The sequence below is a fragment of the Pedobacter nanyangensis genome (genome assembly GCF_003313505.1).
Taxonomy (GTDB): Bacteria; Bacteroidota; Bacteroidia; order Sphingobacteriales; family Sphingobacteriaceae; genus Pedobacter; species Pedobacter nanyangensis.
Genome location: NZ_QMHO01000001.1, coordinates 230,860 through 249,745, shown reverse-complemented (window position 1 = coordinate 249,745; position 18,886 = coordinate 230,860). Strand labels below are relative to the sequence as shown.

Sequence of the window (18,886 nt, the reverse complement as noted above, 5' to 3'; positions counted from 1 at the left end):
CTAATTAATTAGTTATCAAAATTTACGACGATATTTTTATCGGAAATAACTTTGGTTGTTAAAATGAAGTTGGTTTCTTATCATTGAAGCATAAATTTGTTAAAATGAAAATAGCCTTTCATGGTGCCGCCAGAAATGTAACCGGCAGTAAGCATTTGCTTAGTTTAAATAACGGGACCAAGATTTTATTAGACTGTGGAATGTTTCAGGGAATGGGACAGGATACGGTATCATTAAATGAAAACTTTGGTTTTAATGCTGCCGAGATAGATGTTTTGGTATTGTCGCATGCACATATTGACCATAGTGGCCTTATCCCACGTTTGGTGGCGCAGGGCTTTAAAGGTAAAATTTACGGAACCCCGGCAACGAAGGAACTGGCCAAAATCCTGCTTCTGGATTCGGCAAAAATACAAGCGGGAGACCTGAACTATAAGAACAAGAAACTGGCCAAAAAAGGGCTGCCCTTGGAAGAAGCACTTTACGAAGAGGAGGACGTGCTTAAGGCCATGTCGCTTTTTGAAACTGTTCCCTATCAAAAGGAAGTGCCCATTGCCAAGGGGGCTACCTTGCAGTTTATTGATGCCGGACATATCATTGGCAGCGCTTCGGTGCATTTGCGCATTACCGAACAGGGAAATACCTCGCAGTTAAGTTTTAGTGGTGATGTGGGGCAATATGGAGATTTGCTTTTAAGGCCACCACAGCCTTTCCCACAAGCAGATTATATTTTGCTGGAATCAACCTATGGTGATAAGCTCCATAAAGATGCCCAACCAACAGCGCAGGCACTACTGGCCATAGTGATCAAAACCTGTGTGGAAAAGAAGGGCAAACTGATCATCCCTGCGTTTAGCGTGGGCAGAACGCAGGAAATTTTGTACGTACTTAATAATCTGGATTTAGAAGGCCAATTGCCAAAAGTGAATGTGTACGTGGATAGCCCGTTATCGGCAAAGGCCACACAAATTGTTGAGAACCATGCCGAGGGATATAATGATGAGGTATTGGATATCATGAAGATAGATGATAATCCATTTGATTTTGAACGACTGCATTATATAGAAACCGCAGAAGACTCCAAGGCGCTGAATGCCAACCCTGAGCCATGTATTATTATTTCGGCATCGGGCATGGCCGAGGCTGGGCGAGTGAAACACCACATCAAAAATTGTATTGGAGATCCGAAACATACCATTTTATTGGTGGGCTATTGCGAGCCAAACTCATTGGGCGGCAGGCTGAAAAATGGCGCCACAGAGGTAAGTATTTTTGGAGATAGGTTTACGGTACATGCCGAGGTGCAAAGCATCCAATCTATGAGCGCCCATGGCGACTATAACGATCTGCTGCAATTCCTTTCCGCTCAGGACGCCCGCAAAGTGAAAAAATTGTTTTTGGTGCACGGAGAGTATGAGGTGCAACTGGTGTTTAGGGAAAAACTTCTTGCGGCGGGATTTAGAAATGTAGAAATTCCAGACAGGCACCAGTCATTTGATTTGCCTAGTTAATTAGCTAATTATCGAATTGGCTAATTTGATAATGTCAATTAACCGATTTCAACAATTAACCAATTTAGATCTTTATCAAATCGTTTTTAATGCCATAAATTACCAAGCCAGTTCTCGACTTTAAATTGAGCTTAGCAAATAGGGATTCTCGATAGTTGTCTACCGTGCGGGGGCTAACGTTCATGAGTGAAGCAATTTCTTTATAGGTAAGTTCGGAGGCGCAATATTGTAAAAAGGTAAGTTCCTTTTCTGTAAGGATATTTTTGGGAGCTTCGTTTTTAATGGAAACCAATAAACGGCCTGATACCAGCTCATTTACATAAAATCCTTTTTCAAGCATTGCTTTAATGGCAATGAGCACTTCAGTGGGTTTTGATTCCTTTAAGAGATAGCCATTTGCTCCAGCCCTGATCATGTTGATGATTGATTTTTCATCCTCGAACATGCTTAGGGCCAAAATGTAAATATGAGGATACCGTTCCTTGATCCACTTTGTGGCTGCAAAGCCATCCATTATGGGCATGTTGATATCCATAAGGATCAATTGCACCTCTTCATGCTTTTTAATTTTAGTTTGTAAATCGATACCGTTTACGGCTTCAAAAGCGATAACGAGCTCGTCAAATTCGCTTAATAAACTGGCCAGGCCAGACCTGAAAAGCGTATGATCGTCAACTAATGCTATTTTTATGCGCTGTTGCATGGTTTAAGGATAAGGTATGGTAAGGATAATTTCAGTCCCGCTGCCTATTTCAGTGTTTAAGTTAAATTCGCCGCCAATTAGCTTTACTCTCTTTTCAATAGTGTGAAGGCCTAGCCCATTGCTGTTTTTAGCTACCTCCTGATAGTTAAAGCCAACACCGTTTTCATTAATAATGATGACCAGCTTTTCTTCTTTATGTGCTAAGCTAATGACAATTTGGGTTGCTTGTGCATGCTTAACGATGTTATTGATCACTTCTTGAAAGAGCCTTAGGATGATCAGGTCTTTTTCTGCGGAAGCTCCAATATTCTCCCCAAGCTCATCCGTAAAACTGATGTGGTAAACCTCTACTTTCTTTAGCCAATCTACTTCCTGTGCAATGGCATGGGCTATACCCCTTTCGAGCAGTTTTTCACCCTGTAGGAGCTTGGCCAGTTCCCTTAGTTCCTTGATGGACTTATTGACCAAGTCTGTAGAAGCATCTATTTTTTTGCGGGCTTTTTCTCGGTCATCCATGTTAATGGAAGCTAAGGTTAAGTTGGTAAGGCTTAGCAGTTGACCAATATTGTCGTGCAAGTTGCTGGCGATGGTTTGCATGGTTTGCTCCTGTACCTCAATTTGTGTTTTTAGAAGTTCTGATTCAAACTGCTGAGCCATTAATTTCTTTTCCTGCAGATGCTTTGCCTTACGGGCATTATATTGCCTGATGTAAATGAGTAGAAAGCCCGGAACTAACAAAAAAATTAGCGTAGCTAGAATAATTAGGATATATATCTGCGTTGTCGATTCCTGCATATAAAGGCGTATGTCCAAAAGCCGTACAGTAGTAGATTTAGTAAGATAAAGATAAAATATCTTAGAGTATGCCCAGCATATATTTTATTTGGAAAAATAGGGTCAAAAAGTGTAATTACTACACCTCCAAAATAAAATAGCAAAGCACCAGCTATCCACCAAAAAGGGGCATGTTTTCTTATAACAACAAATTCATCTTTTTTTAGTAGTAGATAATAATACCATAAGCTATATAAGATAGCTACTATTGATAGAAACATTATGGGCAAGGTATTTTTGCCCATAATGCCATTGAAATAAATTTCTAATATATAAATTGAACAAAAAATACCATAAGATGATAGCGCAAGTAATTTGACCTTCGTATAATCTTTAAGAAAATAATACATGCCATAAATAATATATGCGGCTTCAATTAGTATAAATATTGTATAAAGCCAAGTATTATGAAGGTGATAAATTCGACTGAGCACACGCCCTGTAATCTCTACCGAGCAAACAATGAACAGATATAAGATGGATAACTTCCAAAACTTGTTCTTGTCTAGTCGCAATAAAAAAAAAGAAGCAAGAAACGTTACAAGCTCTATAATGATAAATATGTTCAGTAATTTCGGCATACTAGTCTGTTAACATTGGACTATCTTTGGGACAGTCGTTTGGACAAAGTTCTCCTCTGTTTTCAGGGTTCATAGGGTGTTTCATGTCAGTAAAATAATCAGTTTTTTTTATGCCGTTTTCTTCTCTGGTCGAAACGAAGATTACCGTGTTTCTATTAGCATAGTCTTTTGGGATTTCAGGTGCACTAGTAATTTGGTTTAATTTTTTAATTAAATCTTCTGTGTATTGCCCAAAATAAACCCTGATGCCATCTGCTTTTTCTTCTTTCAAGGCATTTGCAATTGCTGTGATTTGTTCAACAGGAAACCAAACTGATTTGGTGTCTTTATCCGTCCTAACGTGATTCTTTCGAAATGTTTTAGCCATTTCTTTCGCAATAGGTAAAGGGACAGACGTCAAAGATGTTGTCAATAATTCTTCTTTTTGATTTTTCATTTGGATTTAATTTTAGTTGGTTATTAAATTGTTTTTTACAAAGGAAAGTAATTGGGGCAAATCACAATACCGTAAAAACACCCTGTAAATTAAGGTAATATCTCTGAAGTTAGAACAGTTAGGCCCAAATAATTTTGGGTAAAACTAAAGAACTATGACCATTCAAATTAATGAAGAACATCTTCAAGACAGTATCAGTGCCCGCGAGGTGGAAGTTTTACAATTGATTTCCTTGGGCTATTGCAATAAGGAAATTGCCGATCAGCTTTTCATCAGTAGGCTTACCGTTGAAACCCACCGCAGAAATATGGTGAAGAAAATGGGGTTTAGAAATGCTTACCAACTGGTGGTATGGGCATTTAAGGAAAGGGTATTCGTATAAAAACCACATAGAAACACAGTTTTATGATTTCGATACTATGTTTCTATGTGGTTGGCTTATTTTTCAGCTCAGTTACTTAATTTCTTGGAGCAACTGGTTTTGGTAATTCTTTACGTGGAATTTTCTCGGCACGCTCAGAGGTATGGTAAACAAAAGAAGCGATAATTGTCGCAGATTTTTTCAAGTCGTCCTCTACCAATCTGTCGTAAGTATCCTGGTTGGTGTGGTGGGTACGGGTGTTATAGTCCATTGGGTCTTGAATAAACTGGAAACCCGGCAATCCAACGGCATCATAAGCCTGGTGGTCAGTGCCACCGGTATTGCTAATGGTCACCGTTTTTGCCCCTAAATCAGCAAATGGGTTTAACCAAGCTTGGAAAATATCCCTAGCACCGGCATTGCCCTGTAAGTAGATACCGCGTACGGCACCAGTTCCGTTGTCTAAGTTATAGTAGGCGCTTAACTTGCCGTGCTCAGGTAATAGCTCCATTTTCGTTGGATCTGCGAAATGCTGTTTTACATAACCCCTTGACCCATGCAAACCTTGCTCTTCGGCATCCCAAAGTGCAATTCTGATGGTTCTTTTAGGTTTAAAGTCAATTGCTTTTAAAATTCTCATCACTTCAATCATTACAATGGAGCCCGCTGCGTTATCGGTTGCACCGGTTCCCGAATGCCAAGAATCAAAGTGGCCGCCCAACATAACAATTTCGTCTTTTAGCTTTTTATCAGTACCCGGAATTTCGGCAATAACGTTGTAGCCTTTTACATCCTGTGGATAGAAAGTTGTTTTCACCTCGGCCTCTACTTCTACTTTTTGGCCTCCGCGCAACAAGCGTAAAATGTGCAAAAAGTCTTCCGCTGATACTTCCAGTTCAGGCGCAACAGGTTTGGCGTCTACCGCATAAGAAGCGCCATTGCTAGTAAAGAAAGTGCCGTAGTTGCCACGGGCATAAGTTAAAATCAGGCCTACCTTTTCTTGTAGCAGCATTTCGTTAATAGCAGCCCTGTTTTGGCGCATGCGCATCATCATGGCCATTTGGTTGCTATTGCCCCCCGGACGGCCCTGCCTTGGTGCGGCGGGCTCTGCTGCGGCCATTTCGGCAAGTTTTTCATCAGTGTACCGCGTTACATCGGGGGTATAAGAGTTTTTCAACGGCTGTACCATTACTGATTCGATCACCACAATTTTACCCGCTAATTTTCCTTTATATTTCTCAAGGTCAGTTACCGTATCCGCTTTAACTAAAATAACTTCCGATTTTATTGGGCCGTTAGTGCCTGGCGTCCAAGCTTTAGGGTAGCCAATAATGGGTCTGTAGAAAGGAGCAGTGGTAGCAGCGTAATATTTTTCCACTGACCAGCCCTTTCCAAAATCGCCCCAGCTTTCTTGTTTGGCATTTTTAAGCCCCAAATCAGTAAAATATTTCACGGCCCAGTCCCTTCCCCTTTTTATGCCGGGAGAGTTGGCCAAACGAGGCCCGATTACGTCGGTGATCTGGAAAGCAATATCCATTACTTTCGAGTTTTCCAATCCTTCTTTTCTAATCTTCTGTATAGCCTCGTTATTAACGGGCTCCTGTGCAAAAGCGCTCAAAGAAAACGTCATGGCTAATGCGCCAATGGTAAAATTCTTTATCATAAAATGTTGATTTAGGTTAAGTAACAATATGGTGTGAATTTACAGGTAATGTCAAATAGTTGTAACTTTCTATTCAGAATTTTACAACTCGAAAGAATATGAAAAATTTCCGTCTGGCTTTGCTGATGAGCATAGTGGTTTTAGCCAATTCTGTTGTTTTTGCGCAAACGGCAGAAATTAAAGACCCTCAAATTACCAACATGTTAAACGAGGTTTCTGCTACTCATTTAGAAACTTTGGTCAGAAAGATGGTTTCTTTTCATACCCGTCATACGCTGAGCGATACCTTGAGCAAAACCAAGGGAATAGGTGCTGCCAGAAGCTGGATCAAGAGCGAATTTGAAAAATATGCGGCCGAAAGTGGAGGTAAGCTACAGGTTTCGTATGATACCTTTCAACAGCCTGCTGATGGCAGACGCATTAAGGAACCTGTAATCCTGAAGAATGTGATGGCTGTTTTGCCCGGTACCGATCCAAATGATAAGCGGATGCTGATGGTTTCTGGACATTATGATTCGAGGGTTACTGATGTGATGAACATCAAAGACTTTGCCCCCGGGGCCAACGATGATGCTTCAGGCGTAGCCGCGGTGATGGAAATGTGTAGGGTAATGAGCAAATATCAGTTCAGGACTACCTTGGTATTTGTTGCCTTTGTGGGAGAGGAACAGGGTTTGTATGGGGCCGCTAATTTGGCAAAGCGAGCAAAAGCCGAAGGCTGGGACGTTCATTTATTAATGAATAACGATATTGTAGGAAATTCCTACGGAATGGAAACAGACATTAAGGATAATAAAAGTGTTAGGGTTTTTAGCGAGGGGGTTGCTGCCGCAGAAACCAAGGAACAAGCGGCCGCCCGCCAGTCGGCAGGGACAGAAAATGATGGCAATGCCAGGCAGGCAGCTAGATATATCAAAGAAATTGCGGAGCGTTATGTAGATCAACTGGAGGTTAAGCTCATTTATAGAAGAGACCGGTATTTGAGAGGCGGCGATCATACTCCTTTTTCACAGCAGGGATTTACGGCTGTTCGGGTGACGGAAATGAACGAAGACTTCAACAGGCAACATCAAGATGTAAGAACTGAAAATGGATTTAAATACGGAGATTTGCCTGAATATGTCGATTATAGTTACCTTCAAAAAGTGACCCGAATGAATATGTCGGTAATGGCCAATTTGGGGCAGTCTGCTCAGGAACCTCAAAATGTAAAGGTGATTACTACCGGGTTAACCAACAAAACCCAGCTGAAATGGGAAGCCCCTAAAGGAAAAACGCCTTTTGGATATTATGTGTTAATGAGAGAAACCACCAGCCCGTTTTGGGAGCGTAAGTTTTTTGTGAAGGATCCCTCGGCCAACTTGGCCTACTCTAAGGACAACTATTTTTTTGCTGTACAATCTGTAGATGAAAACGGCCATGAAAGTTTAATGGTGGTTCCAAAACCGGGCAGATAAAAAAAGGCGGTAACCAGCCGCCTTCTTTATATTAACTAAAACTAAACTAAAAATTTTTATTTGATGTTTCGCTTTGCGAGAATAAAATAACCCGCAATAAACAGTGCTATTCCGTAGGCAATGCTTACCCATACTTCTTGGGTAAATATTGGCAAATCTTCTGGATTGGCATTTTTGCTGGCCTTGGTTAACTTTAGCGCCAGGGCAGGATCACTGTATGGGATAAGATAAGCATGTTTCCAGCCAACATTGGCGGTTATTATGCCCATAATGGTAAATACAAAACCAATCCCCATGGGCTTTAAAAAATCAGACCATATCAAACTGAATATAAACTGTAACGATAAGATGCCCAGCGAAGCAAAAAACAGTTTGCCATAAAGCCTGCTCAGTATAACGGCCGGATTGTAGTCGTTAAAGGTGTATTTGGGCACCATAGCCTGTAACAGATATCCGGAGGTATAGGTTAACAAGGCAAAAAGCACTAGACAGATGAACAATAGGGCAACGGCATAAGCATATTTCGCGGCATAAATAGAGAATTTATTTAAGGGCTGTGAAAATAATGTTTTCCAGGTGTCGTTTTTATGCTCGATGTTGTTTACGGAAAATGCCATAAACATCACGTAAAAAGGTAAAATGAGCATGCCCATTACACCTAGGGCTGCACTACTATATTGGAACCAGAGCATCATGCCCGGGTAGTTGTATTTAAGTACTCTATCTGAATTGGAATAATACCCAAAGGCAATTAGCCCACATATAATTAACGGTAGAACGATAGCCGCCCAAAAGGCCAGGGTTTTACGTGATTTATAAAATTCTGAAACAAAAGATATGTAGAAAGAACGCATGATGTTAGTTTTTAGAGGTAATATCCAGGAATAGATGTTCGAGGTCTTTTTTCTCGGTATGAATGGCATAAACCGTTACGCCACTGTTTACCAAAAGCGTGTTGTATTTGCCCATTTCGGCTTTGCCAGTGTAAGCAATTTTTACCAAACCCTCGTCGCTGCTTACGATTTCGGCACCTGCAGTGCTCAAAATGTTTGTGGCAGCACCACTGTCATCTACTTCAACTTTGATGACGGGCTTGCTCAGATCGTGAAGCTCGTTGATATTGCCCTGGAAAAGTAGTGCTCCTTTATTGATAATGCCCACATGGGTAGCGGTTCTTTCAATTTCGGCAAGTAGGTGGCTCGAAACCAGGATTGTTTTTCCGTGCTTGCTCACCAATTCCATCATCAAGTTCCGCACTTCAATAATCCCGTTAGGATCGAGGCCATTGGTGGGTTCGTCCAATAGCAATAGTTCAGGATCGGCAATTAAAGCTAGGGCTATCCCCAGGCGTTGTTTCATTCCTAACGAATACTTTCCCGCTTTTTTGTTAGCCGCATCTGTTAGGCCAACCAAAGCCAACATCTCTGTTGCGCGATGCTTACTTATGCCCAGCAAAATGCAGCGGTTGATCAGGTTTTCTTTGCCTGTTAAGTGTGCATAAATAGCAGGCTGTTCCACAAGGGAACCCATTTGGCTTAAGCAGGCCGTACGGTTGCTATTTAATTCCTTGCCGAAAATAAACACGGTATCCGAAGACGACCGCAACAGATTCAGTAATATTTTAATGGTGGTGGTTTTTCCAGCCCCATTAGGGCCTAAAAAGCCATAAATGCTTCCTTTCGGGACCTGTAGCGACAAATCTTTCACTACAGTTTGTGAGCCAAAACGGTGGTTTAGCCCTACGGTTTCGATGGCAAATGATGTACTCATGTTTATCGTAGGATTACACTGGCAGCCTTCACGATCGTGGCATTTTCTGAAGCACTGGTGGTTTTTACCAAGCCCTCTTCGTTATGGTTGGCTTCGCTGCTGTTTGAAGCAAATGCAAATAACATCACTACAAAAACAGGGAATAATAAAAGTAGAAATGGCGATACGTTGGTTAACTTTTTCATGGTTCTAAAGGTTTAAAGTTTAATGCTCTTTCGTTTTCGTTGAACAAATAGAATAATTCCTGAAAACCTGTGAAAATGTTTTAGACCAAGTGTAAAATATCCTAGATAAACGCTAAAAATGCCTGTTTGTCGAATAAATCGGCTAAATTGCCTATTCGTAGAAAAAAAATGCCAGTTGGTCGAAAGCACTTGGTTGAAATAGTGCCTTATGGCTAGTTTAGGTAAAATTTATTGTAGGCAAAACGGATAATGAAGAGTAGCAGCAAAGCGTCGTTAATATTGAATTGCGTATTTTGGGGAATCATTGTTTCCATCATCGCAGTTGCCTTGTTTTTTTCCAGCAAACCACATCCCCTAAAGGAACTTGTTATTGACTATGTGGTTTTTGGCGCCATTAACGTAGCTGTTTTTTATATTAACTACATTGTGCTCATTCCTGAGCTTCTCAAAAAAAGAAAGCAATATTGGTGGTACATCACCTGTTTTGTGCTGCTTATTGTTGCAAGTGTAGGCCTCAAACTACTGGTTGGCCTGCTTAACCCCGAGCAGGTATTTTATTACGAGTCCGATAACGGTACGCGTAACCAAATTTCCATGAGCAATTACGTGATCACCGTGATCTTTATTGCGGGCTTTTTCCTGGTTTCCAGTAGCATTATCAGGTTTGTGGTCGATTGGTTTTCCAACGAAAGAATCCAACGTAATTTAGAGAGCGAGAAAAAGGACATGGAATTGCAGTTCTTGAAATCACAGCTTAACCCACATTTTCTGTTCAACTCGTTAAATAACATTTATTCCCTGGCGTATCAAAAATCTGATAAAACAGCCGACGCCATCTTAAAACTATCGGAAATTATGCGCTACATGATTTACGAAAGCAACGACAGTTGGGTAAGTTTGGACAAGGAGGTGCAGTACGTAGAGAGTTATGTAGAGCTACAAAAACTAAGATTTAAGGATGGTGCGGCCGTAGAGATCAGTATCAATGGGATAATTGATGGCCAGAAAATAGTGCCCCTGATTTTAATATCTTTTGTTGAAAATGCTTTTAAACATGGCGTAGCCAATGATAGTGCCGATCCCATAAAGATCAATATTATTGCCAACCAAAAAATTTTACATTTCAGCGTAACCAATAAAAAGAACGCCACCAACAAGGATGCTATTGGCGGTGTTGGCCTAAACAACGTAGAACGTAGGTTGCAACTGCTGTATCCTGATAGATATAAGCTAAATATTGTAAATTCGTCTACACATTACACTACAGAACTAATGCTTGATTTATGATTTTAAAATGTATTGCCGTTGACGACGAACCTTTAGCGCTGGACATTATTGCCGACTACGTGGCCAAGGTGCCCTTTTTGGAACTGGTTAAACGTACTGAAAGTGCTATTGAGGCCATGCAGATAGTGCAAGAAGGGAACATTGATTTGGTGTTTTTGGACATTCAAATGCCTGAACTTACCGGAATACAATTCCTTAAAATTGCCGGCAATAAGGCCAGTTACATTCTCACAACGGCCTACTCTCAATATGCGTTAGAAAGTTATGATCTGAACGTATCTGACTATTTGTTGAAGCCAATTGCCTTTGACAGGTTTTATAAAGCTGTAGAGAAAGTGCGTAACCAACGTCAGAAACAAGATTTGCCAACGCCAATGGCTCCAGAGCCTGTAGCAGCCCCAGCAGCGGCACCAATACAGGATTTTATCTTCGTTAAAACGGAGCATAAAATCCAAAAAATTGAACTTGACGATATCCTCTACATCGAAGGGCTGAAAGACTATATCTCTATTTTCACCAAAAATGAGCGTGTAATTACGCTACAGAATATGAAGAAAATGGAAGAAACCCTGCCTAAAAATGATTTCATCAGGGTGCATAAGTCTTACATTATTGCGGTAGATAAAATTGAGAGCATTGAACGTAGCCGTATCGCTATTGCGGGGAAAACCATTCCGGTAGGAGACACCTACAGAGATGCGTTCTTCAAATTGATTGATACGAAGAATGTTTAGTTTTTTGTCATTCAGAGCGCAGCGAAGAATCTCCCAAGAGTTTTAACATTTATCTTTGCGTTCTTAACGTAGCTCTTCCCTTTATTAGTGGTTTAATTTTACCGCAAAAGGAAAAGAAGTATTCGCAAAAAACGCTAGAGTGGAAACACTTAACCTAAGCCTGCCCGATATGCTGTTTAATTGCATTTTCAGCCTTTAACACTAATTCTTCGGGAGCTTTGTCCTCACGTTCTATGGGAGCCAAAACAGTCCATTTTAGCGGGAGTAAAGTGCCCAGCGGATACGAGCCATATCTCACTATTTTCCACGAATTTTCTATCGCTACAGGAACAATAAGGGCATTTGGAACTATTTTAAGCAAGGTAGCAATGCCACCCACCTGAAAAGGCTTTAGCTGGCCATCTTTAGCTCTTGTACCCTCGGCAAAAATAACGGTGCTCCAATTGTTCTCGTTCATGCGCCTACCAAGTTTAATAATCTCGCCAATAGATTGTTTGCTGTCTTTTCTGTTAATGTTAGCACCTCCACCATATTTTAGGTTAAATGAAATGGAAGGAATCCCTTTGGTTAATTCAATTTTGGAAATGAATTTGGGATGATGCTTGCGCAAAAACCAAATTAAGCTAGGAATGTCGTACATGCTTTGGTGATTGGCCACAAAAATAATCGACCTGTCTTTTGGCAGTTTAAAATCGTTCCTGAAACTTACGCTATTCAGTAAGGTTAACTGTGAGTAGGTCAGGAAAAAGTTAAGCACATCTACCGACCATTTGTGCGCCGAGTAGCCAAACACTTTGTAGCAAAACCATTGTATGGGATGAAAAATGCCCAAGAAAAGACCAAAGACTAAATAGAATATTGGCGTTAGGAGGTAGCCCAAAAACTTGCTCATTAATTACTTTTTATAAGGTGTGTACTTAAACCAATCAATTTTTGCAAAGGTAGGAAGTTTTGCGTCTTTTATGCTACCTGCCCATTTGATAGATTTGGTGGCCCATAAATTAAAAACTACCTGCATGGCCTTGTTGGGCACGGCTGTGGTAGTTCTATGGATTATTTGGCCATCTATTTCCCATTCAATTAAATTGGGCTTCCAATGAATTACATAAGTGTGGAAATCTTTTGTGCTATCAAAATTTAGGGGGATGTCCTTGTCGTGCGAACGTTTGTCCACCCAATGGTTTAACGTAATTACCTTCGGATATTTACCGCTGATCTCGAAATCTATCTCAGTATTTTGAGCCGCGTTGGGCCGGTACAGAAAGAAAGCAGTAATACAACCTAAGGCATCCGAGGCTTTTAACCTTGCCTCAAAGCGGCCATACAAAAACATTTTTTTAGTGCGCAGTTCAGCTGCGGTGTAGTCCTTCCCCTGATGTTTGGTGGGGTTAAGTTCCAATACAAGGCTCCCATTTTCAATACGAACGTTGTTGTCAGAAAAATGGGCAAGGTTGTTTTCGAATGTATGGTTTTCTGCATACCAATCTACATCGTATCGATTGTCAAAATGCGTGTCCAGTTTGGTTTTTTGCTGCAATTTCTGTGAAGCAGAACAGCCCAGGAGCAAAACGATGAAAAAGAGAAAATAACCGGGGCGCATGCTTAGATTTCCCCTTTCTGTAGCATTAAATGTACTTTTAGGATGCCGGCAACACTCATGCTATCGGTAATTTCGCCATTTATTACCATTTCAACAGCTTTTGCGAAAGGCAGTTTAATGAGTTGAAGGTCTTCGGTTTCTTCGGGTTCGGCTTTGCCCAATTGTAAATCTTGCGCCAAATAGATGATCGCCAGCTCGTCACTTACCGAATTGGAAAGATGCATGCGTTGTATCTCCATAAGTTTTGAGGCAACCAAGCCCGTTTCTTCCGCTAATTCTCTTTTGGCACTTAATTCTGGGTCTGTGCCCAGGGGGCCGCCACCTTCAGGGATTTCCCAGCTATAAGCTTTTAAGGGATAGCGGTACTGTCCAACCAGCCAAGTGTTGTAATCCTCATCCAAAGGCAACACGCCTATGGCAAGGTTTTTAAAATGTACTTGGCCGTAAATTCCCTGGCCTCCAGAGGGATTAATAACCTGGTGCTCGGTAACGGTAATCCAATTATTGTTGTATTTTTCTTCGCTGCTCAGCGTTTTCCAAGGGTTGTCGGTCATTAACGATCAGTTTTTTGGGGGGTGTGCCAATAAATAAGGCAAAGCTAATAAATAATGAGTTTGTGGGCTAATGATTTTCCTGCGCTAATTTTTTGATGTAGTTGGCGGCGGCACATTTACCTTGTTGGTTTTTACCTTGGTAAAGCGATAATTGATGTTGAACACAAAATTGTTAGTATTGCTAACGCCATAAGTGTTAGAGAAGAAATTGAGCCCTTCGTTAAAGGTGGAGTTTCTTCTTGCCCTAAAAGGGTCATTTGCACTGATTCGGGCAGTAAGGGTATTTTTTAAAAAGGTTTTTCGTGCGCCAAAACTTGTGTTGATAGATGCACTATTTCTGCCTATGGCACTCACGTTGTTGTTGTAGTTCAGGTTGGCTTCAAATGCTGTTTTGTAAGGTAGCTGCATCGAAATGCCAGCTCTGGAACGGATACTAATGCCGCCTCTGTTCAGCGCACTATTTAAGCTCGAAGTGTAATTGCTTTGGATGATGCTAAAGTTTCCGTTGGCCGAAATTTTCTTGGTTGGCCTGTAATTTCCGATAAGCATGAGAGCTAATGAATAGTTTGTGCCCACATTATCGAAAGTACTTTCTGAAATACCGTTGTCGTTCACGAAACGATAGCGCTCAATAACGCCGCCAGCTCTAGAATAGGAGATGCGGGGAGTAAAAGACCATTGCTTTCCAAAGGCACCAAAACTCACATCAAATTGGTGGGTGTAGGAAGGAGAAAGATCAGGGTTACCGTAAGAGATATTCAGTGTATCGGCGTTGTTTACCTGGGGGTTTAAGGTGTTTTCCCGAGGGCGGTTAATCCTTACGCTGTAAGTGGCACCAATGTTGTATCTTTTTCTGAAAAATCGATTTAGAGATAACGAGGGGAAAAAGCTAAAATAGGGTCTTACATTGTAAACTTCGCCTGTAGAAAGGTCAAAATTAACGTTGGTGTATTCACTTCTCAGTGCCGCTTTTGCCGACCAACCCTTGTTCCGGTAATTATACGAAAGATATCCTGCCAAGATGTTTTCGTTGTAAAAAAACTCGTTGCTCAGCTTTTCGTTGGTTACAAACTGCTGTGTTTTGTAGTTAAAGTTATCCACTAATAAATCGTTCTGGTTTTTGCGATAGTTATAAGCTAGCCCAAACTCCAATCGGTCTCTTTTGTTAAAAACAGGCTTGTCGTAATCCAGGTTAAAGTTAATTCCCCTGTTACCGATCTCATTGTCGTTTTGCTGCAAACTTGGGTTTAAATTGGCGGGGAAAGCGTAACTGCGCTCAAAGCTCCTGATGGAGTTGCTGCTGTTTGCATTTACGGTAAAGCCTGCGGTTAGCTTTCCGCCAGAGGTATCGGTAGCCAGGCTGTAATCGGTATTGAACACAAAATTATTGCTGCTGGCATCTCCCAAATTGATTTGGTTACGGAGGCGTTTGGTAACTTGCTGCTGGTCAATGTAATAAAAATCATTGCCCGACCGGCTGTCGCTATTGTTCACATTGTAGCTGGTATTTACACGTAGGTTCTGTTTTTTGTTAATATCCCAATCTAAAGCTACTCTAAAGTTTCCACCACTGTTTTCGTTGCGGGCATTGTTAAATTGGTTGTAATAAAAAGTAGTGTCGGGGTTTTTGTAGATATCAGGATCTCTATCTCTAAAAAAATTAGTTCTATAACTTTCGCTACTGCTTTTCCCGATACCCATCCTATAGGCTCCGCCACCGGTGATGCTGTATTTTTCACCTTTATAGGAGGCGTTTGCATTGGCATTGCTGTTGCCTTGCGTACCTGCCGAAAGCCCTACATTGCCATTAAAGCCCACCTTAAAGCCTTTTTTCATCACGATGTTGATGATACCTTCGCCATCGGCTGAATATTTGGCGGGAGGGTTGGTCATTACCTCTATCTTTTCGATGGCATCAGAAGGAAGGACATTGAGCAAATCGGCAATGTTCGAGGTCATATAGTCCGAAGGTTTGCCATCAATAAATACCCGAGTGCTTCGTTTGCCGGAAATGGTGGTGTTGCCGTCAATATCCACTTCAACCATGGGCACGTTCTTAAGAAGATCTGTGGCGGTACTGCCCTCTGCCAAAATGCTCGAGCTTACGTTGTAGGTAATCACATCGGCACCTACCTCTATCACCGGTTTTTCGGCCGTAATTACTACCTCGTTCAGGTTATTTTGTTCGGCGGCCAATTTTAAAGTGCCCAGGTTTTTGTCGGACTCGGCTTGGTTAACAATTACCTCGTTCACAAATAAGGGCCCAAAACCTACATAGCTTACCTTAACTTTATACGTGCCAAATTTGATGTTGTTGAACTTGAAGAAACCATTTTCATCTGTTTGGAAAGTGGTCATAGGCTGCTCCGCACCGCTTTCAAAAATGGAAACAACAGCAAATGGAATAGGCAAGGCGCCTACTTCTTCAATAACTTTACCTCTAATAATACCTTTTTCGGATGTTTGTGCTTTTGATAGGAAGGGAGTAAGGAATAAAATAAAAAAGAGTGAGGCTAGTAAATTCTTCAAGGTTTGTTTTGGTCTAAATCAATACTAATATATTAAGAAACTCGCTAAATTTCAATTTGATGGAGCCAGTTGTTTTAAAAAGGTAGGTTGTGAAATTTTTTGGACAGGAAAAAGCCCTTAAGGTTTAATTTCTTAAGGGCTTTTTGTTTAGAGATACTCCTGTCGTTAAAAATTCTCTTCGTCTGATCGAGGGGCTTCCTGGGTTTTCTTTCTCTTTTGGTTAAAATCTGTTTTTCCAAAGCGGTAGGAGAATGTTAACGATCCCATGTTACCGGCCCTGGCTCTGCTAAAGTTAATGGTTGATCCTGTGTTAGCCGGGTTGGTATTATCAAACTCCATTTGGAATTTGCGGGTATTAAACAAATTTCTGATGTTAAAGCTTAAACTTGCTCGTTTGTTCATCAGGTCCATTTTTGCACCTGCATCAAAGCCGTACATTGCCTTAAAGGTACCTTGTGCGGTCACTTCGTCCGAGCGGTAATCTGCTCTTAGTTGTAGGGTGATATTGTACGGCAAAGTAATGTTGTTGGTAATATTGGCGTTGTAAGAAACTCCATCAACATCTGTGGTTCCAAATGCCGCTACACCTTCAATTTTTCTGTAGTACAAATTAAAGTTGGTCGTAAAGTTCCATTTTTTGGAAACATCAAACTTTCCGATCAACTCCATACCGCTATTTTTTGCGCTGGTAAGGTTTTGGGGAACGGTTAGGCTAACTCCTTGCTGGCCGTTATAATCATCAATCCTGATGCGTTGGATCACATCGTTGGTTTGACGGAAATAGGCCGAGGATACCAGGGAGAATTTCTTAAAGAACCTGCTGTAGCTAAACTCAAAGGCGTGCACATCTTCGGGCATTAAATTCACGTTGCCCATACGGTGGTTAATTGGATCCGAAACATCTAAAAATGGATTGGTATCCCAGCCACGCGGACGGTTAACACGGCGGCTATAGCTTAACTGAAGTTGTTGTTCGTTTTTAAGTTTTTGGGTCAAGAAAATACTTGGATATAAACGGGTGTAGGCAACCCTTCCTGGAGTATAGCTGATTTTTTGAGCCACATCATAGGCGCCCATTTCAGTTTCTAGCGCCGCATCTTCCCCCCTTAAACCAACTTGGTAACCAAAGTTTTTGATCTGGTTCTGATAGTTTACGTAAACCGCATGCACATAATCATCGCTATTAAAATCGTTACTTAGCGTACGGCTAAACTCATAGGCGCCGTTGATTAGCGAATCGGCAACGGTTCTGCTATTTGAAACACGGTACTGGGTTCTATAGCCCGCTTCTAAACGTGAAGTTTCGGTTAATGGCAGGGTATAATCTAACTGTACATTGTAGTTCTTGTTATCGCTAGGCCTAACGGTACGTTGTTGAAAAAATAAAGGCGTAATTGACGAACCATTTTCGAAAAACTTTTTGGTGTCAAAATACTGATAAGTGTCGTTATCGCCCGTGGCGTAACTAGCGTTAAAAGTTAATTCAGCACCTTTTTTCTTGAATTTTTGTACAAAATCTAAACTTAAGTCGTAGTTGTTCCCTTTACGATTTCGGGTGTTGGCACGATTGGATAAGTTTAGCGGGGCATTAGCGGCATCATAATCGCTAAAGCTAATATTTTCTATCTCGTCGCTATTTCTAACATTAAAGCCACCTGATAAGCTTATGGTACTTTTATCCGTGAGATTGTAGTCTATGCCCAATTTAACGTTATGTCCTTTTTCTAACTCGTTGGAGTTGTTGCTTTGGTTAATGTAGCCTCCGCCTCTTACGCCGCTTTGATAAAACGTATTATTGTATCCGTTGCCAGGCCTGTTGCCATAACGGTAGCTGTAGTTGGCGTAAAGGTTAATGTTTTTATTTTGAAACGACAGATTGGTAGAACCATTATAGTTGTCCCTGTTTCCAGCGGTTAAGGCCACATTTCCATTAAAACCTAGTTTCTTGTTTTTCTTTAAAACAATGTTGATGATACCCGTTTGCCCTTCAGCATCGTATTTAGAAGAGGGATTGGTAATTACCTCGATGGTTTCGATGGAACTTGCGGGGATTGATGCCAAGATCTGGGCAACATCGCCGCCGCCAATTAACGATTGTTTGCCATCAATGAGCACCCTGGCGGCCGAACCCCTTAACGAAACCCCTCCATCCATGTCGGTTTGCACAGAAGGTACATTTTGTAGCACGTCAGTGGCCGAGCCGCCTTCGCTAACTACGCTTTGATCTACCGAGAAAACTTTTTTGTCGATACCCAATTGCATGGTTGGTTTTTGGGCGGTAACCGTTACTTCGTTAAGCAAGTTTCCCTTGCCCGTTTTCATTTTGATGGTACCTAAGTTGATGCTTTTCAAAGCGCCCGTGATGGAAACAGAATCCCTAACCATGGTTTGGTAGCCTACATAACTGGCTTTAAAGGTATATGTGCCATCAGCCAAATTGGGAATGGCAAAATTCCCGTCCAAATCAGATTGGACAATTCTAACGGTGGCTTTTGTTTTTCTGTCCAATACTATTGCCGAAGCGTAGGGAATGGTTTCATTGGTTTGTGCATCTACGATCTTGCCACTTATCTTTCCGGTATTACCCGATTGTGCGTAAATTTTTACAGTTGCAATACAAATAACAGCAGCTAATAAAAGAACTTTGCGCTTAATCCTATCCATTTAAATTCAGTTGAAGT

17 protein-coding genes are annotated in these 18,886 nt (G+C 41.2%); 5 read left to right on the top strand and 12 right to left on the bottom strand.

Annotated features, from left to right (window positions below; translation table 11 throughout):
* The first annotated feature begins 104 nt into the window (after window positions 1–104).
* Entirely contained in the window at window positions 105–1,511 is a 1,407-nt protein-coding gene (locus DUT71_RS01140) for an MBL fold metallo-hydrolase RNA specificity domain-containing protein (protein ID WP_113660689.1), read from the top strand.
* Between the two features lie 64 nt (window positions 1,512–1,575).
* Here the strand turns inward: DUT71_RS01140 and DUT71_RS01135 are convergent, their stop codons facing one another.
* The 3 genes from DUT71_RS01135 to DUT71_RS01120 all read right to left on the bottom strand — a co-directional run bounded on the left by DUT71_RS01135 (window position 1,576) and on the right by DUT71_RS01120 (window position 4,065).
* Window positions 1,576–2,214, bottom strand: coding sequence for a response regulator transcription factor (locus tag DUT71_RS01135; RefSeq protein ID WP_113660688.1), 639 nt, complete (start codon window positions 2,212–2,214; stop codon window positions 1,576–1,578).
* Between the two features lie 3 nt (window positions 2,215–2,217).
* Entirely contained in the window at window positions 2,218–3,009 is a 792-nt protein-coding gene (locus DUT71_RS01130) for a sensor histidine kinase (protein ID WP_113660687.1), read from the bottom strand.
* Window positions 3,010–3,630: 621 nt separating this feature from the next.
* Window positions 3,631–4,065 (bottom strand): hypothetical protein, encoded by a 435-nt coding sequence (locus DUT71_RS01120; RefSeq protein ID WP_162795907.1) that lies wholly within the window; start codon window positions 4,063–4,065, stop codon window positions 3,631–3,633.
* Between the two features lie 154 nt (window positions 4,066–4,219).
* Here DUT71_RS01120 and DUT71_RS01115 point away from each other — a divergent pair, with 154 nt between their 5' ends.
* Entirely contained in the window at window positions 4,220–4,447 is a 228-nt protein-coding gene (locus DUT71_RS01115) for a response regulator transcription factor (RefSeq protein ID WP_113660684.1), read from the top strand.
* 76 nt (window positions 4,448–4,523) lie between these two features.
* On the opposite strand, the gene DUT71_RS01110 is transcribed toward DUT71_RS01115, so the two are convergent.
* Entirely contained in the window at window positions 4,524–6,089 is a 1,566-nt protein-coding gene (locus tag DUT71_RS01110; protein ID WP_240186818.1) for a M28 family metallopeptidase, read from the bottom strand.
* A 98-nt stretch (window positions 6,090–6,187) separates the two neighbouring features.
* Between DUT71_RS01110 and DUT71_RS01105 the strand changes: the two genes are divergently transcribed.
* Window positions 6,188–7,546, top strand: coding sequence for a M20/M25/M40 family metallo-hydrolase (locus DUT71_RS01105; protein WP_113660683.1), 1,359 nt, complete (start codon window positions 6,188–6,190; stop codon window positions 7,544–7,546).
* 56 nt (window positions 7,547–7,602) lie between these two features.
* On the opposite strand, the gene DUT71_RS01100 is transcribed toward DUT71_RS01105, so the two are convergent.
* The 3 genes from DUT71_RS01100 to DUT71_RS01090 are packed head-to-tail and all read right to left on the bottom strand — an operon-like array spanning window position 7,603 to window position 9,501.
* Window positions 7,603–8,400: an ABC transporter permease gene (locus tag DUT71_RS01100; RefSeq protein ID WP_113660682.1), complete on the bottom strand. Its 798-nt coding sequence runs from the start codon at window positions 8,398–8,400 to the stop codon at window positions 7,603–7,605.
* Window positions 8,401–8,404: 4 nt separating this feature from the next.
* Entirely contained in the window at window positions 8,405–9,316 is a 912-nt protein-coding gene (locus DUT71_RS01095) for an ABC transporter ATP-binding protein (protein ID WP_113660681.1), read from the bottom strand.
* A 2-nt stretch (window positions 9,317–9,318) separates the two neighbouring features.
* Complete coding sequence (locus DUT71_RS01090; RefSeq protein ID WP_113660680.1) at window positions 9,319–9,501, bottom strand: hypothetical protein; 183 nt, start codon at window positions 9,499–9,501, stop codon at window positions 9,319–9,321.
* A 249-nt stretch (window positions 9,502–9,750) separates the two neighbouring features.
* Here DUT71_RS01090 and DUT71_RS01085 point away from each other — a divergent pair, with 249 nt between their 5' ends.
* Both DUT71_RS01085 and DUT71_RS01080 read left to right on the top strand, forming a co-directional pair.
* Window positions 9,751–10,788: a sensor histidine kinase gene (locus tag DUT71_RS01085; RefSeq protein ID WP_113660679.1), complete on the top strand. Its 1,038-nt coding sequence runs from the start codon at window positions 9,751–9,753 to the stop codon at window positions 10,786–10,788.
* The gene (locus tag DUT71_RS01080; RefSeq protein WP_113660678.1) at window positions 10,785–11,522 is read left to right on the top strand and encodes a LytR/AlgR family response regulator transcription factor; all 738 of its coding nucleotides are present in this window, start codon (window positions 10,785–10,787) and stop codon (window positions 11,520–11,522) included. Before DUT71_RS01085 ends, DUT71_RS01080 begins: the two co-directional genes overlap by 4 nt.
* Before the next feature lie 154 nt (window positions 11,523–11,676).
* Here DUT71_RS01080 and DUT71_RS01075 read toward each other — a convergent pair whose 3' ends face one another.
* The 5 genes from DUT71_RS01075 to DUT71_RS01055 all read right to left on the bottom strand — a co-directional run bounded on the left by DUT71_RS01075 (window position 11,677) and on the right by DUT71_RS01055 (window position 18,869).
* A complete protein-coding gene (locus tag DUT71_RS01075) occupies window positions 11,677–12,414 on the bottom strand; it encodes a lysophospholipid acyltransferase family protein (RefSeq protein WP_113660677.1) in 738 nt (245 codons plus the stop codon).
* 3 nt (window positions 12,415–12,417) lie between these two features.
* A complete protein-coding gene (locus tag DUT71_RS01070) occupies window positions 12,418–13,122 on the bottom strand; it encodes a glycoside hydrolase family 16 protein (protein ID WP_113660676.1) in 705 nt (234 codons plus the stop codon).
* Window positions 13,123–13,124: 2 nt separating this feature from the next.
* The gene (locus DUT71_RS01065) at window positions 13,125–13,676 is read right to left on the bottom strand and encodes an NUDIX domain-containing protein (protein ID WP_113660675.1); all 552 of its coding nucleotides are present in this window, start codon (window positions 13,674–13,676) and stop codon (window positions 13,125–13,127) included.
* An 84-nt stretch (window positions 13,677–13,760) separates the two neighbouring features.
* Entirely contained in the window at window positions 13,761–16,205 is a 2,445-nt protein-coding gene (locus DUT71_RS01060) for an outer membrane beta-barrel protein (RefSeq protein WP_113660674.1), read from the bottom strand.
* Between the two features lie 165 nt (window positions 16,206–16,370).
* Window positions 16,371–18,869: a TonB-dependent receptor domain-containing protein gene (locus DUT71_RS01055; RefSeq protein WP_113660673.1), complete on the bottom strand. Its 2,499-nt coding sequence runs from the start codon at window positions 18,867–18,869 to the stop codon at window positions 16,371–16,373.
* Window positions 18,870–18,886 lie beyond the last annotated feature (17 nt).

What these genes read in the sequence shown, in the direction of transcription:
- DUT71_RS01095 (WP_113660681.1), bottom strand. Translation starts at nt 9,316, where the DNA reads ATGAGTACATCATTTGCCATCGAAACCGTAGGGCTAAACCACCGTTTT.
- DUT71_RS01105 (WP_113660683.1), top strand. Translation starts at nt 6,188, where the DNA reads ATGAAAAATTTCCGTCTGGCTTTGCTGATGAGCATAGTGGTTTTAGCC.
- DUT71_RS01130 (WP_113660687.1), bottom strand. Translation starts at nt 3,009, where the DNA reads ATGCAGGAATCGACAACGCAGATATATATCCTAATTATTCTAGCTACG.
- DUT71_RS01115 (WP_113660684.1), top strand. Translation starts at nt 4,220, where the DNA reads ATGACCATTCAAATTAATGAAGAACATCTTCAAGACAGTATCAGTGCC.
- DUT71_RS01055 (WP_113660673.1), bottom strand. Translation starts at nt 18,869, where the DNA reads ATGGATAGGATTAAGCGCAAAGTTCTTTTATTAGCTGCTGTTATTTGT.
- DUT71_RS01080 (WP_113660678.1), top strand. Translation starts at nt 10,785, where the DNA reads ATGATTTTAAAATGTATTGCCGTTGACGACGAACCTTTAGCGCTGGAC.
- DUT71_RS01075 (WP_113660677.1), bottom strand. Translation starts at nt 12,414, where the DNA reads ATGAGCAAGTTTTTGGGCTACCTCCTAACGCCAATATTCTATTTAGTC.
- DUT71_RS01100 (WP_113660682.1), bottom strand. Translation starts at nt 8,400, where the DNA reads ATGCGTTCTTTCTACATATCTTTTGTTTCAGAATTTTATAAATCACGT.
- DUT71_RS01090 (WP_113660680.1), bottom strand. Translation starts at nt 9,501, where the DNA reads ATGAAAAAGTTAACCAACGTATCGCCATTTCTACTTTTATTATTCCCT.
- DUT71_RS01140 (WP_113660689.1), top strand. Translation starts at nt 105, where the DNA reads ATGAAAATAGCCTTTCATGGTGCCGCCAGAAATGTAACCGGCAGTAAG.
- DUT71_RS01135 (WP_113660688.1), bottom strand. Translation starts at nt 2,214, where the DNA reads ATGCAACAGCGCATAAAAATAGCATTAGTTGACGATCATACGCTTTTC.
- DUT71_RS01120 (WP_162795907.1), bottom strand. Translation starts at nt 4,065, where the DNA reads ATGAAAAATCAAAAAGAAGAATTATTGACAACATCTTTGACGTCTGTC.
- DUT71_RS01065 (WP_113660675.1), bottom strand. Translation starts at nt 13,676, where the DNA reads ATGACCGACAACCCTTGGAAAACGCTGAGCAGCGAAGAAAAATACAAC.
- DUT71_RS01110 (WP_240186818.1), bottom strand. Translation starts at nt 6,089, where the DNA reads ATGATAAAGAATTTTACCATTGGCGCATTAGCCATGACGTTTTCTTTG.
- DUT71_RS01085 (WP_113660679.1), top strand. Translation starts at nt 9,751, where the DNA reads ATGAAGAGTAGCAGCAAAGCGTCGTTAATATTGAATTGCGTATTTTGG.
- DUT71_RS01070 (WP_113660676.1), bottom strand. Translation starts at nt 13,122, where the DNA reads ATGCGCCCCGGTTATTTTCTCTTTTTCATCGTTTTGCTCCTGGGCTGT.